The 13896-nt window shown below is 65.6% G+C and carries 10 protein-coding genes; 4 read left to right on the forward strand and 6 right to left on the reverse strand.

Translation table 11 applies throughout. From position 1 onward, the window contains the following. The first annotated feature begins 276 nt into the window (after positions 1-276). The 3 genes from nadA (at position 277) to nadC (ending at position 3958) form a co-directional block, all read left to right on the forward strand. Positions 277-1383, forward strand: coding sequence for a quinolinate synthase NadA (gene nadA, locus AC066S_RS10575; RefSeq protein WP_126260415.1), 1107 nt, complete (start codon positions 277-279; stop codon positions 1381-1383). An 83-nt stretch (positions 1384-1466) separates the two neighbouring features. Then, positions 1467-3071 (forward strand): L-aspartate oxidase, encoded by a 1605-nt coding sequence (locus AC066S_RS10580; protein ID WP_478269612.1) that lies wholly within the window; start codon positions 1467-1469, stop codon positions 3069-3071. Positions 3072-3082: 11 nt separating this feature from the next. Next, positions 3083-3958, forward strand: a complete 876-nt coding sequence (gene nadC, locus AC066S_RS10585) for a carboxylating nicotinate-nucleotide diphosphorylase (RefSeq protein WP_478269613.1) — start codon at positions 3083-3085, stop codon at positions 3956-3958. Positions 3959-4122: 164 nt separating this feature from the next. Here the strand turns inward: nadC and AC066S_RS10590 are convergent, their stop codons facing one another. From AC066S_RS10590 to AC066S_RS10600, 3 genes are all read right to left on the reverse strand, one after another. Next, entirely contained in the window at positions 4123-5577 is a 1455-nt protein-coding gene (locus AC066S_RS10590; protein ID WP_478269614.1) for a cell wall hydrolase, read from the reverse strand. A gap of 605 nt (positions 5578-6182) precedes the next feature. Next, positions 6183-9122 (reverse strand): pyruvate, phosphate dikinase, encoded by a 2940-nt coding sequence (gene ppdK / locus AC066S_RS10595; RefSeq protein WP_478269615.1) that lies wholly within the window; start codon positions 9120-9122, stop codon positions 6183-6185. Between the two features lie 96 nt (positions 9123-9218). Then, positions 9219-9374, reverse strand: coding sequence for a DUF3096 domain-containing protein (locus AC066S_RS10600; RefSeq protein ID WP_008562090.1), 156 nt, complete (start codon positions 9372-9374; stop codon positions 9219-9221). A 224-nt stretch (positions 9375-9598) separates the two neighbouring features. On the opposite strand from AC066S_RS10600, the gene AC066S_RS10605 reads away from it, so the two are divergent. Next, positions 9599-9952, forward strand: coding sequence for a DUF1236 domain-containing protein (locus AC066S_RS10605; protein ID WP_028134910.1), 354 nt, complete (start codon positions 9599-9601; stop codon positions 9950-9952). A 274-nt stretch (positions 9953-10226) separates the two neighbouring features. Here the strand turns inward: AC066S_RS10605 and glyS are convergent, their stop codons facing one another. The 3 genes from glyS to AC066S_RS10620 all read right to left on the reverse strand — a co-directional run bounded on the left by glyS (position 10227) and on the right by AC066S_RS10620 (position 13797). After that, complete coding sequence (gene glyS, locus AC066S_RS10610) at positions 10227-12458, reverse strand: glycine--tRNA ligase subunit beta (RefSeq protein WP_478269616.1); 2232 nt, start codon at positions 12456-12458, stop codon at positions 10227-10229. After that, positions 12458-13396: a glycine--tRNA ligase subunit alpha gene (locus tag AC066S_RS10615; RefSeq protein ID WP_126260420.1), complete on the reverse strand. Its 939-nt coding sequence runs from the start codon at positions 13394-13396 to the stop codon at positions 12458-12460. The genes glyS and AC066S_RS10615 overlap by 1 nt, the downstream gene beginning before the upstream one ends. Positions 13397-13605: 209 nt before the next feature. After that, positions 13606-13797, reverse strand: a complete 192-nt coding sequence (locus AC066S_RS10620) for a hypothetical protein (protein ID WP_135167789.1) — start codon at positions 13795-13797, stop codon at positions 13606-13608. Positions 13798-13896: the final 99 nt, after the last annotated feature.

A 13896-nucleotide genomic window follows, 5' to 3' on the forward strand; every position in this document is an offset into this window, starting at 1 on the left:
TTAATGCACTTGCATGAAAATCCCAAGCTAAAAACGGTTGCATTCCACGAGGAGCTGTCGCCGGAGCATTGCATTTCGATGTGGCCTCGAGGCATCGGCCCGGCCTGACGGAAATGTGTGCGGCCGGATCTGGCGATCCCCGGCAGAGCATGCTATGTTGATTTGCTCAGACTGAGTATATTAAACCCGATCAAGTCCGCGCTGGCCACTCGGCCGGCATTTTCGGGCCTTATATATACTCAAACTGAGCATAATAAATCTACAAGGGAGGCTTCGATGCCGATCGCTGGAATTTACGGCCCCGACGACTTTGCCAACCGGCCCCAGGGCCAAGTCACCGCCTCCCCCCGTGCCGCACCGGCACGAACGGGAGCCGCGCTGCCGACGCCCTCACTGGCATGGACGCCGGAGGTCGCACGCGCCACCGCGCCGCTCTATGAGCGCGTGAAGCATGTGATCCCGCCGATCGAGTGGCCGCTGATGGCGCCGACGATCCTGGCGATCAACGAGCTGAAGCGCGCCCGCGGCGCGGTGATCCTCGCGCACAATTACCAATCCCCCGAGATCTTCCACTGCGTCGCAGATATCGGCGGCGACTCGCTCCAGCTCGCCGTCGAAGCCACCAAGGTGAAGGCCGGCATCATCGTCCAGTGCGGCGTGCATTTCATGGCGGAGACCTCGAAACTGCTCAATCCGGACAAGATGGTGCTGATCCCCGACGCACGCGCCGGCTGCTCGCTTGCCGCCAGCATCACCGGCGCCGACGTGCGGCTGCTCCGCGAGCGCTTCCCCGGCGTTCCTGTCGTCGCTTACGTCAACACCTCGGCCGAGGTGAAGGCCGAGGTCGACATCTGCTGCACCTCGTCGAACGCGGTGCAGGTGGTCGAGAGCCTTGGCGCTCGAAGCGTGATCTTCCTGCCCGATCGCTATCTCGCAACTTACGTGGCCTCGAAGACCGACGTGAGGATCATCGCCTGGAAGGGCGCCTGCGAAGTGCACGAGCGCTTCAAGGGCGAAGAGCTGCGTGCTTTCCGCGAGGCCGATCCCTCGGTGCAGATCATCGCGCATCCCGAATGTCCGCCGGACGTGCTGGCGGAAGCCGACTTCACCGGCTCGACCGCGCACATGATCAACTGGGTGCGTGAGCGGCGGCCGCGGCGGCTGGTGATGATCACGGAATGCTCGATGGCCGACAATGTGCGCGCCGAGCTGCCCGATGTCGAGATGCTGCGCCCCTGCAATCTCTGCCCGCATATGAAGCGCATCACGCTCGCCAACATCCTGGACAGCCTGCTGACGCTCCGTGAGGAGGTGACGATCGATCCCGCGCTCGCGGAGAGGGCAAGGCGATCGGTCGAGCGGATGATCAATCTGAAGAATTGAGTGCGAAGAGCAGCAGCACACACAGCTGTCGTCCCGGACAAGCGCAGCGCAGATCCGGGACGGCGGAGTGAACGGAGAGAATTATGACCAACAACATCCACAACCTGACCCGCACCGACGACGTCGTCATCGTCGGCGGCGGTCTTGCCGGATTGTTCTGCGCGCTGAAGCTTGCGCCGCGGCCGGTGACCTTGATCTCGGCCGCACCGCTCGGACAGGGCGCCTCATCCGCATGGGCGCAAGGCGGCATCGCGGCGGCGGTGGCCGAGGGCGACACGCCGGAGGCGCATGCTGCCGACACCGTCGCGGTTGGTGGCGGTCTCGTCGATGAAGCAGTTGCGCTTGGAATTGCACGCGAGGCCATACCTCGCATTCACGATCTCCTGTCCTATGGCGTGCCGTTCGATCGCGATCTCGAAGGAAAGCTCGCAGTCGGGCGGGAAGCTGCGCACTCGGCCCGGCGCATCGTGCATGTGCGCGGCGACGGGGCGGGCGCCGCGATCATCGCAACCTTGAGCGAAGCGGTGCGCCGGACGCCGTCGATCCGCGTCATCGAAGGATTAGTCGCCGAAGCCCTCTTGACCGGGGATGGCGCCGTCACCGGGCTTCAATTGCGCGACGCCGGCAATCCCGCGGCACGGCCGCTCCTGCTCGCCGCGCGCGCAGTGGTGCTTGCCACCGGCGGCATCGGACATCTCTATGCCGTCACCACCAACCCGATCGAGGCCAGCGGCTCGGGCCTTGCCATCGCGGCCCGCGCCGCCGCCGTGATCGCCGACCCCGAATTCGTCCAGTTCCACCCGACCGCCATCATGACCGGAGCCGATCCGGCGCCGCTCGCCACCGAAGCCCTGCGCGGCGAAGGCGCAACGCTGATCAACGGCAACGGCGAGCGCTTCATGGCGGCGCGCCATCCGCTCGCGGAGCTCGCGCCACGCGACATCGTGGCCCGCGGCGTGTTCGCCGAGATCGCGGCCGGGCGCGGCGTCTTCCTCGATGCACGGGCGGCGCTGGGCGCGCGCTTCGCCGACAGGTTCCCGACCGTGCATGCGAGCTGCATCGCCGCCGGCATCGATCCGGCGAGGCAAGCCATCCCGATCGCGCCCGCCGCGCACTACCATATGGGCGGCATCGCGGTAGACGTGCGCGGCCGCAGCTCGATCGACGGGCTCTGGGCCGGCGGCGAGGTGTCGTCGACCGGCGCGCACGGCGCCAACCGGCTGGCCTCGAATTCGCTGCTCGAGGCCGTGGTCTATGCCGCGCGTATCGCGGACGACATTGCCGGCCATGTGCTCCCCTCGCCTGCCCGCCTTCCCGATGCACCGATCGCCTCAGGCGGCGGCGCGCCGGATGCCGGGGCCGTGCGGCGGCTGCGGGCGATGATGAGCGCTCATGTCGGCGTGATCCGCGACGATCACGGTCTTATGGAAGCCGTGCGCCACTTCGCCACGCTCGAACGCGAGGCGACGAGCATTGCGCTGCGCAACATGGCGACGTCCGCCCTGCTTGTCGCAGCCTCGGCGTGGAGCCGGCGCGAAAGCCGCGGCGCGCATTTCCGCATCGACCACCCGACGGATGATCCCGCGCTGGCGCAGCGAACGATGACCACGCTCGCTGCGGCGCGTGAGGTCGCCGAAAGCCTGAGCGTGCGGCCATTGCCGCGCAGCGCCCAGCCCCTGATCGCCTGAAGGAAGCCCCGATGACCCCGACCTCACTGCTCTATCCCGACGCCTTCCTCTCGCCGCTCGCAATCGACGCGGCCGTGCAGCGCGCGCTCGACGAAGACCTCGGCCGCGCCGGCGACATCACCTCGCTTGCGACGATCCCGGAAGCGACCAGGGCCCAGGCGGTCCTGGTCGCGCGCCAGTCCGGCGTGATCGCCGGCTTGCCGCTCGCGCTCGCGACGCTGCAAAAGCTCTCGGCCGACATCGAGGTACGCGCCCATGTCCGTGACGCCGCACGCGTCGCACGCGGACAGCAGGTGCTGACGATCTCGGGCCCCGCGCGCGCCATTCTCACCGCGGAGCGGTGTGCGCTGAACTTCGTCGGCCGCCTGTCGGGCGTCGCAACGTTAACGGCGGATTATGTCGCGCGCACCGAAGGCACGAAGATGCGCATCTGCTGCACGCGCAAGACCACGCCGGGTCTCAGGGCGCTGGAAAAATACGCGGTGCGCTGCGGCGGCGGCTTCAACCACCGCTTCGGCCTCGACGATGCGATCCTGATCAAGGACAACCACATCGCGGTCGCCGGCGGCATTCGGCCGGTGCTTGAGCGCGCCCGCGCTCACGCCGGCCATCTCGTCAAGGTCGAGATCGAGGTCGACACGTTGTCGCAATTGCGCGAGGTGCTCGACACCGGGCTCGCCGACGCCGTGCTGCTGGACAACATGGACCTTGCGACGCTGCGGGAGGCCGTCAGGCTCAACGAGGGCCGCCTCAAGCTCGAGGCGTCCGGCGGGGTCACGCTCGATTCGATCGCCGCCATCGCCGCGACCGGCGTCGATTACGCGTCGGCCGGCGCCCTGACGCATTCAGCGCCGAATTTCGACTGCGCGCTGGATATCGAGGCGTGATTGGCACTCTAACGCCTCCACAACGTCATGGCCGGGCTTGTCCCGGCCATCCACGCCTTGCCACACTGCACGGAGAACGTGGATGCCCGGGCCTTCGCCGCGCCGAAGCGGCTACGGCCGCGCAGGCGGGACAAGCCCGGGCATGACGACCTCTTTTTGAACGGCTACCTCCGCTCGCTCGCACCCAACTCCGCGGAGCTCTTGGCTTGCTGGGCGAGCTCGGCGGAGAGCGCGGCGGTCTGGGCCGGCGTGCCCCAGCTCGGCTCTTCGCTGCCGTCGCCCCAGGCGCGCGGGCGGTAGAAGGTGTGCACGCCGGTCTTGTACATCTTCTTCATCTCGGCGACCCAGGACGGGCGCACCCAATAAGCGTGATAGTGCGTGGACTTGCCGACCTCGGGCAGCCAGATCTGACCGTCGAGCATGGCCTTGGCGATCTTCTTGGCGCGCTCCCACATCTCGGGCTCGCGGATCACGTCGGTATTGTTGTCGCAGGCAAAGGTGAACTGGCAGGCGAGATGACGATGCTTGTTCTGATAGACCGCGCCGCACACGGTGTCCGGATATTTGCCCGAGAACACGCGGTTCATCACGACTTGCGCGACGGCCATCTGGCCGCGGACGGCCTCGCCGCGGGACTCGAAATAGACGGCCTCGGCGAGGCACTTCTCGGACTTGGCGCGCGACTTGTCGTCGAGCGCGAGCCGTTCCGCCGGCGATCTCGTGCGCTGGTTGTCGGCATTGACCTCGCCCTTCGGCGCAACGCTCTCGCCGCTCTCGACGTCCTTGGCAATCTCCACTGTGGGCGGCGTCAGCGCGGCCGTCGCCTTCATGTCGGGATCGGGCATCACGATCAGCGGCTCGGCGCCGGGTTGCCAGCTCTCGATGCTCTCCAGATTGCCGCCGAGCGAGGAGCTGCCGAAGAACAGGTTCGAGGTCTTGACGCTGAAGGGATCGCGCGACGGCGCGGGCGCCGGTGCAGACCGCTTGAACGCCTCGAGCGGCGCGGTCGCGAGCGCGCGCGCGGCGTCGCTGGCCTGCGGCGCGTTGGTGTATTGCGGCAGCGGCGGCGCGCGCAGCGCTTCCTGAAGCTCGGGGTCGAGCGCAGCCGCTGATTCCGGCGACATCGGCCGTGGCAGGGCGGCGGTCTTGGCGCCGAACACCGAGCTGTTCGACGTCGCGGGATCTTCCTGCGCCGGTGCCGCAGCGGGCGCGGCCGTCTCCGGAGCCTCGCCCGGTGTAACAATTGCGAGGCGATCGCCCTTCATGGAGCGATCGACCTTGGGAAAATCGGACGCCTGATAGCGCGGCGCGGTCTGCAGCGCCGGATTGCGGCCGATCGCGCCGGTGACGTCGCGGCCATCGAGGCTCGCGAGGCGCACCATCGCGCTCTGCGGAACCGAGGTGCCGATGGGGCGCGAAAAACTGTAGGTCGCGAGCTGGATCGAGGACGCCGCGGAGAACACCTGCTTCTGCCAACGCTCGGCGACGCCGGGTTGACGCGCCAGCAAAGAAGCAATGTCCTGATAGCCGGTCTCTCTCGGCATCAATGCGAAGATGCAGAGACCGATGCCGAAGGACGCGAACCGCGCGCCCTTCGGATGGTTACGCAACACTGACATCAACACGCTCACGCTACGCTTACGCTCGTCTGATCGAACTCAGTACATCCGTGCAATTCGATCCTTATCGTAAGTATCTAATTTAGGTTGCCGGGGCGTTAATCCGCGTGGCGCATACGGCACACTCAAGCGAACACAGGGGTTTTCACGGGGCGATGTCGCGCATTGGTAAATGCGGCCTCATGTGAAGCGGTAAACGTCCGGTCAACGCGTATGGTGAAGGAACTCTTGCGCATGCGTATCGTTACGGGACGCGTGGTGAGTTCCCGGTGCTAGCATTTGCACACAGCGCTTCCACGCCACAGCTGTCATGCTCCGCGAAAGCGGGGCATACAGTACGCCGCGGCTTCTCGATTCAATCAGTGCTGCCTCGGCGTACTGGATCGCCCGGTCGAGCCGGGCGATGACAGCGAGTGTGTGGCGAGCGCGTCCCACGATCTCCGTCATTGCGAGCGCAGCGAAGCAATCCAGAGTCTTTCCGCAGAAGCAGTCTGGATTGCTTCGTCGCAAGGGCTCCTCGCAATGACGAGAGGAGAGACCGTCGCTCAAAATGAAAGAGGCGGGGTTTTGGCCCCGCCTCTTTTGCATTCACATCTGCGCTCGACTTACGCCTGGCTTGCGATCTCCTTGCCGAGCGCGGCTTGTGCGGCGGCAAGGCGGGCGATCGGCACGCGGTAGGGCGAGCAGGAGACGTAGTCGAGACCGATATGGTGGCAGAAGGCGACCGAGGCCGGATCGCCGCCGTGCTCGCCGCAGATGCCGACCTTGAGCTTCGGACGCGTCTTGCGGCCGCGCGCGACGCCGATCTTGACCAGCTCACCGACGCCCTCCTGGTCGAGCGCGATGAAGGGATCGACCGAGAGGATGCCTTTGGACACGTAGGTCCCGAGGAAGCTCGCCGCGTCGTCGCGGCTGATGCCGAAGGTGGTCTGCGTGAGGTCGTTGGTGCCGAACGAGAAGAACTCGGCCGACTGCGCGATCTCGCCCGCGAGCAGACAGGCGCGCGGCAGCTCGATCATGGTGCCGACCTGATAGGCCAGCTTGGTGTTGGTCTCGCGCATCACGGCCTGTGCGGTGGCATCGATCCGCGCCTTGACGAGATCGAGCTCGGCCTTGGTCGCGATCAGCGGCACCATCACCTCGAGGCCGACGGCCTTGCCGGTGCGCTTCTCGGCCTCGACCGCCGCCTCGAAGATCGCACGCGCCTGCATCTCGGCGATCTCCGGATAGGCGATCGCGATGCGGCAGCCGCGGAAGCCGAGCATCGGATTGAACTCTGAGAGCTCGCGCGCGCGGTCGGCGAGGCGCCGCGGGTCGGTGTTCATGGCGCGCGCCACTTCCTCGACCTCGGCGTGGGTGTGCGGCAGGAACTCGTGCAGCGGCGGGTCGAGCAGGCGGATCGTGACGGGCAGGCCCTTCATGATCTCGAACAGCTCGACGAAGTCGGCGCGCTGCATCGGCAGCAGCTTGGCGAGCGCGGCGCGGCGGGACTGCTCGTCCTCGGAGAGGATCATCTCGCGTACCGTGCGGATGCGGGTCTCTTCGAAGAACATGTGCTCGGTGCGGCAGAGGCCGATGCCTTCCGCGCCGAACTTGATCGCGGTGCGGGCGTCGTCCGGCGTGTCGCCGTTGACGCGGACGCCGATCTTGCGGACCTGATCGGCCCAGTTCATCAGCGTGCCGAACTCGCCGGACAGCTCCGGCTCGATCATCGGCATGCGGCCGGCGAGCACCTGGCCGAGCGAGCCGTCGATGGTGATGACGTCGCCGGTCTTGAAGGTGCGCGAGCCGATGCTCATGGTGCCGCGGCCGTAATCGACGCGGATGGTGCCGCAGCCGGAGACGCAGGGCTTGCCCATGCCGCGGGCGACGACCGCCGCGTGCGAGGTCATGCCGCCGCGCGTGGTCAAGATGCCTTCGGCGGCGTGCATGCCGTGGATGTCTTCCGGGCTGGTCTCGATGCGGACCAGGATCACCTTGCGCCCATCGGCCTGAAGCTTGGCCGCTTCATCCGAGGAGAACACGATCTCACCGGAGGCCGCGCCGGGCGAGGCCGGCAGGCCGGTCGCGATCACGTCGCGCTTGGCGTTGGGATCGATGGTCGGATGCAAGAGCTGATCGAGCGACGACGGATCGATCCGCGTCACCGCTTCCTTCTTCGAGATCAGGCCTTCATTGGCGAGCTCGACCGCAATGCGCAGCGCGGCTTTCGCGGTGCGCTTGCCGCCGCGGGTCTGCAGCATCCACAGCTTGCCCTGCTCGACCGTGAACTCCATGTCCTGCATGTCGCGGTAGTGCTTTTCGAGCAGCGTGTAGATCCGCGTCAGCTCCTTGAAGGCCTCCGGCATCGCCGATTCCATCGACGCCTTGTCGGAACCCGATTCCTTCCGCGCTTCCTCGGTGATGTCCTGCGGCGTGCGGATGCCCGCCACCACGTCCTCGCCCTGCGCGTTGATCAGGAACTCGCCGTAGAGCTTGCTCTCGCCGGTCGAGGGGTTGCGGGTGAAGGCAACACCGGTCGCCGAGGTCTCGCCCATGTTGCCGAACACCATGGCCTGTACGTTGACCGCGGTGCCCCAGGATTCCGGAATTTCGTGCAGTTTGCGGTAGGTTACCGCGCGCGCATTCATCCAGGATGAGAACACCGCACCGATCGCGCCCCAGAGCTGGTCGTGCGGATCCTGCGGGAAGTCCTTGCCGGTCTCGCGCGCGACCGCGTCCTTGTACTTGCCGACCAGATCGACCCAGTCGTCGGCGGACAGATCGGTGTCGAGCGTATAGCCCTGGCTGTCCTTGAAGGTGTCGAGGATCTCCTCGAAGTGATGATGCTCGAAGCCGAGCACCACGTCCGAGTACATGGTGATGAAGCGGCGATAGCTGTCATAGGCGAAGCGGCGGTCGCCCGACAATTCGGCCAGCGCTTCCACGGTCTGGTCGTTGAGGCCGAGGTTGAGCACGGTGTCCATCATGCCCGGCATCGAGGCGCGCGCGCCGGAGCGCACCGAGACGAGCAGCGGGTTCCTGGTGTCGCCGAAGATCTTGCCGGTCAGCTTGCCGACATGGTCGAGCGCCTTCTCAACCTGCGCCTGCAGCTCCTTCGGATAGGTCTTGCCGTGGGCGTAGAAGTAGGTGCAGACCGAGGTCGGGATGGTGAAGCCCGGAGGCACCGGCAGGCCGAGATTGGCCATCTCGGCGAGGTTGGCGCCCTTGCCGCCGAGCAGGTCGCGCATCTCCGTCCGGCCTTCGGCCTTGCCGTCGCCGAACGTGTAAACCCATTTGCCGGCCTTGGCCGCGGCTGGCGCCGCCTTCGCGGGCGCAGCCTTCTTCGGAGCGGGCCTGGCAGCGACCTTCGGCAGAGCCGCCTTGGTCACAGCCTTTGCCGCCGGCTTTGCTGCGGGCTTGGCAACAGCTTTGGCGACCGGCTTCGGCGCGCTCTTGGCCAGCGCCTTGCGGGCCGGCGGCGCGGCCTTCGCGGCGGCGGAGGACTTTGATTTCGCTGGCATTTTCGCTGGGATTTTCTTGGGCTTCGAGGCGGCTTTGGCCATAGCTTGCACACAACCTGCGAGAGGAATGGGAAATCGCGGGCCTTACACCACTTTGGGCGGGCCCGCGCAAGTCGGACAGTTCCGAAAAGTGAACGCCTAGAAGCGGAGCCACTTCAGGAGCCCAAGCCCGATCGCGCCGTTCACGATGAGGAAGATCGCGACGATCAGGTTCAGAAGCCGCGGCATGATCAGGATGAGCACACCCGCAATCAACGACAGGATCGGCGAAATGTGGGCGACGGTGATGTGCATGAACTATCTTTCTGTGGAGGGGGGCGAATCGCGGGCGGATCATATCCCTCCCGGTTCCGCGAGTAGAGACGCGCAACGGGTGATGCAGGTTCCGGCGCCCACGAAAACTGCCTGAAATTGCCGCGAATGCGGCAGGGCTTTTCCCGGAACATTGCCAACACGCATGCATTGGCAACCGGTCGCGCCACTTGCGCGTCCGAACCATCACCTCGAAGGAGTTGTCCATGCGGAACAGGATTCTTGCTCTTGCAGCGCTCGCGGCCGCGATCGGCTCGCCTCTGGCGGCGCAGGCGCAAACCAGTGTCACCGTCGGACGCGCGCCCGCCGTGGTCGACAGCGGCCCAACCATCGCAGTCGAGCAGCGGCCGGCTTTCCGCGATTACGTCGTCGAACAGCGTGTGCCGGCCTTCAGCATTCCCGATCGTGTCGTCGTCGGCACCACCTTACCCGAGGCGGGCGTCACCTATTATGACGTTCCGCAACGTTTCGGCGCCACCACCTATCGCTACACCGTCGTGAACGGCGAGACCGTGCTGGTCGAGCCGCGCTCGCGCCGCATCGTCGAGGTGCTGGACTGAGACCGACCAAGTGAGTTCGACTAGATGTCCGGCGCGTCACATCAGGCTGGCGCGAGCAATTCAATCGGACATCAGGCCCCGCCCGGTCTTCCCCCCGCCGGGCGGGGCACTTTTGTGCGCGGTTGTCATTCCGGGGCGCGCGAAGCGCGAGCTATGGTGCGCACTTGCGCACCTGAGAATCCATCGTGCCACACGTGTGAGGAAAAATGGATTCCGGGCTCGCGCCAAGTGGCGCGCCCCGGAATGACGGTTGTGCTTGTTGCGCTGCCGCGCCTCAATCCTGGATCTTCGAGAAATCCGCGACCGCGCGCGTGGCGCTGCGGATCTCGTTCAGCAGCTTCAGCCGGTTCTCGCGCACCTTGGAATCGTCGTCGTTGACGCGAACCTTGTCAAAGAACGCATCGACCGGCGGACGCAGTTTTGCCATCGCGCTCATCGCGGCGGCAAAGTCCTCCTTGGCGACGGCGGCGCCGGCTTCCGCCGTCACTTCGTCGATCGCCTTGGCCAGCGCTTTCTCCTCGGCGAGGCCGTAGAGCGCGGCATCGGGTGCGCCGTCGAACAAGCGCTTATCCTTCTTCTCCTCGATCGCAAGGATGTTGCTGGCGCGCTTGGTGCCGGCGAGCAGGTTCCTGCCGTCGTCAGTGTCGAGGAATTTGCCGAGTGCTTCGACGCGGCGGACGATCATCAGCAGGTCGTCCTGGCCGCCGAGCGCGAACACGGCATCGACGAGATCGTGCCGCGCCCCCTGCTCGCGAAGCTGAACCTTGAGGCGGTCGGCGAAGAAGGCGAGGAGATTGTCCAGCACAGCAGCAGTCTTACGGTCCGATCGACCGAAGTCATTTGACGATCTTGCTCTCTCGGCTTCCAACAATTCATCGACGCGAGAATCTCCTCCCAACGCATCATCGAGCGTCTGGGCTGCCTCGAATTCGCGATCCAATTCTGGATCTCTCAAGTGATCGCCAACCGTCTGCGCGGCGCAAGTCAGAAGGGGCTTCAGATTCAACCGCAGTCCATTCTCGATGATGAGCCGGATTACGCTGAGCGCTGCCCTGCGCAAAGCGTACGGGTCTTTACTTCCGGTTGGCTTTTCGTCAATCGCCCAAAAGCCAATCAATGTATCGAGCTTGTCTGCAAGAGCGACAGCCACACTCACTGGATCAGCCGGAACTCGGTCACTCGGTCCTTGCGGCTTGTAGTGCTCTTCGCAGGCGGCGGCGACCGATGGATCCTCTCCTGACGCAAGCGCGTAATACTTGCCCATCAGACCCTGCACTTCCGGAAACTCACCAACGACTTCGGTCAACAAGTCGGCCTTCGCCAATATTGCAGCGCGCTTGACCTTCTCAACGTTCGCCTCAATGAGCGGAGCAATCTCGGCTGCTAGCTCTGTAATGCGTTCGATCCTCTCCGCCTGGGTGCCGAGCTTCTCGTGGAACACGATCTGCTCGAATTTCGGCAGACGCTCCTCGAGCTTCGTCTTCAGGTCGGTCTCGTAGAAGAACTTCGCATCCGACAGCCGAGCGCGAATGACGCGCTCGTTGCCGGCGATGATGGTCGCACCACCATCGCTCGCCTCGATATTGGCGACCAGGATGAACTTGTTGGCGAGCTTGCCCGTTTTGGGATCGCTGACCACGAAGCATTTCTGGTTGTTGCGGATGGTGGCGCGGATCACTTCGCCCGGCGTCGCCAGGAATTCCGGCTCGAACGAGCCCATCAGCACCACCGGCCATTCGACCAGGCCGGCGACCTCGTCGAGCAGGTTCTGGTCTTCGACCAGCTCGAAGCCTTGCGCGAACGCGAGCTGCTTGGCGTCGGTGAGGATTGCGTCCTTGCGGCGCTCGGGGTCGAGCACGACCTTGGCGTTGAGCAATTTTGCTTCGTAGTCCTCGAAGCGGCGCACCTGAATCGGCGCCGGCGCGAGGAAGCGATGGCCGTACGTGGTCTGGCCGGTCTCGATGCCGTCGACCGAGAACTTCACGACGTCAGGCTCTTCGGTCTCGAGCCCGAACGTCGCGGTGATCGCGTGCAGCGGACGCACCCAGTTGAGCGAGCCGGGCTTGCCCGAGCGCGCGCCCCAGCGCATCGATTTCGGCCAGGGGAAGGTGCGGATGATGACGGGCAGGATTTCGGCGAGCACGTCGATCGCATCGCGGCCGGGCTTCTCGATCAAGCCGATGTAGAAATCGCCCTTGGGATCGCGCTGGATTTTTGCCTCGTCCAACGACTTCAATCCCGTCGCCTTCAGAAAGCCCTGCACGGCCGCATCGGGCGCGCCGAGTTTCGGGCCGCGTCGCTCGGTCTTCAGATCGGGCTGGCGCGCCGGGATGCCGTGCACGGTGAGCGCGAGGCGGCGCGGCGTCGCGAACGCCTTCGCGCCCTCGTAAACGAGGCCTTCGGCGACGAGCTTGTCGGTGACCAGGCGGCGCAGATCGTCCGCCGCCTTGGCTTGCATGCGCGCGGGAATCTCTTCGGAGAACAGTTCAAGCAAAAGATCGGGCATCAGGCCGCTCCGCCCGCTTCAGTATGGATCCAGGCCTCGCCGCAGGCTTTTGCCAGCTCGCGCACGCGAAGAATGTAGCTCTGCCGCTCGGTCACCGAGATCACGCCGCGCGCGTCGAGCAGGTTGAAGACGTGGCTCGCCTTGATGCACTGGTCGTAGGCCGGCAGCGCCATCAGGTGCTGCTTCCGGTTGCCGCCTTCGCGCCAGCCGGCGTCGAGATATTTCTTGCAGGCCGCTTCCGCCATCTTGAACTGCTCGAACAGCATCGCGGTGTCGGCATACTCAAAATTATGCCGCGAATATTCCTGCTCGGCCTGCAGGAAGACGTCGCCATACGTGACCTTCTGATCGCCATCGCGGCCGTTGAAATTGAGGTCGTAGACGCGGTCGACGCCCTGCACATACATCGCGAGGCGCTCGAGCCCGTAGGTGAGCTCGCCCGCGACCGGCGCGCATTCGAAGCCGGCGACCTGCTGGAAATAGGTGAACTGGCTCACCTCCATACCGTCGCACCAGCACTCCCAACCAAGGCCCCAGGCGCCCAGCGTCGGGCTCTCCCAATCGTCCTCGACGAAGCGGATGTCGTGCACGGCGCTATCGATGCCGATCGCGGCGAGCGACTTCAGGTACAGCTCCTGAAGGTTCGGCGGCGACGGCTTCATGATCACCTGGAACTGGTAGTAATGCTGCATCCGGTTCGGATTCTCGCCGTAGCGGCCGTCCTTGGGCCGGCGCGAGGGCTGCACATAGGCGGCGTTCCAGGGCTTCGGCCCGAGCGCGCGCAGCGTGGTCGCCGGATGGAAGGTGCCCGCGCCCATCTCCATGTCGTAGGGCTGCAGGATCACGCAGCCCTGCTCGGCCCAGAACCGCTGGAGCGCGAGGATGAAGCCCTGGAACGAGCGTTCCGGGCGCATATGGGCGGGCAAGGAGGCGTCCATCGTCAGATCAGGCTCTCGCGGGGGTTTTGAATCGCGCGGGACCGTATCGACGGCGGGGGTGGGAATCAAGGCAAAGGGGGCGGATTCGGCCGTCATTCCGGGGTGCCCGCAGGGCGAGCCCGGAATCCATTGCGCCGCTCGCTCCGTGGTTCGATGGATTCCGGGTTCTCGCTTCGCGAGCCCCGGAATGACGATTGAGCGGAGTGCCCCTAACCCGGCCGATACGCTCCGGTCACGGGGTCACGTTTCAGCGTCTGGATATCCCCCGCGTGGGCGGTCTCGGCGACGCGCGACAGGCGCATCTCCTCCAGCTCCTGGTTGATTTTGACGGCGGTCTTGTAGGCCCAGCGGACCACGGCAAGCCCACCCAGCACGCCCGCGAAAGCGACGAACGGCGGCATCGGTCGATCCTTGTCTAGTGCTCAGCCCCCGTGAGCATTCTCGCGCAGTCCGGGCCGCGCCGCAATTGGCATGGCGAGGGGCGAAATGGCGCGGGACGG

It is taken from the genome of Bradyrhizobium sp. CFUWI (assembly GCF_056429085.1).

Bases quoted from the DNA above. Each gene is read 5' to 3' on its own strand.
- AC066S_RS10605 (WP_028134910.1), top strand. From the start codon at position 9,599: ATGCGGAACAGGATTCTTGCTCTTGCAGCGCTCGCGGCCGCGATCGGC.
- glyS (WP_478269616.1), bottom strand. From the start codon at position 12,458: ATGCCCGATCTTTTGCTTGAACTGTTCTCCGAAGAGATTCCCGCGCGC.
- nadC (WP_478269613.1), top strand. From the start codon at position 3,083: ATGACCCCGACCTCACTGCTCTATCCCGACGCCTTCCTCTCGCCGCTC.
- AC066S_RS10615 (WP_126260420.1), bottom strand. From the start codon at position 13,396: ATGGACGCCTCCTTGCCCGCCCATATGCGCCCGGAACGCTCGTTCCAG.
- AC066S_RS10600 (WP_008562090.1), bottom strand. From the start codon at position 9,374: ATGCACATCACCGTCGCCCACATTTCGCCGATCCTGTCGTTGATTGCG.
- AC066S_RS10590 (WP_478269614.1), bottom strand. From the start codon at position 5,577: ATGTCAGTGTTGCGTAACCATCCGAAGGGCGCGCGGTTCGCGTCCTTC.
- nadA (WP_126260415.1), top strand. From the start codon at position 277: ATGCCGATCGCTGGAATTTACGGCCCCGACGACTTTGCCAACCGGCCC.
- AC066S_RS10620 (WP_135167789.1), bottom strand. From the start codon at position 13,797: ATGCCGCCGTTCGTCGCTTTCGCGGGCGTGCTGGGTGGGCTTGCCGTG.
- AC066S_RS10580 (WP_478269612.1), top strand. From the start codon at position 1,467: ATGACCAACAACATCCACAACCTGACCCGCACCGACGACGTCGTCATC.
- ppdK (WP_478269615.1), bottom strand. From the start codon at position 9,122: ATGGCCAAAGCCGCCTCGAAGCCCAAGAAAATCCCAGCGAAAATGCCA.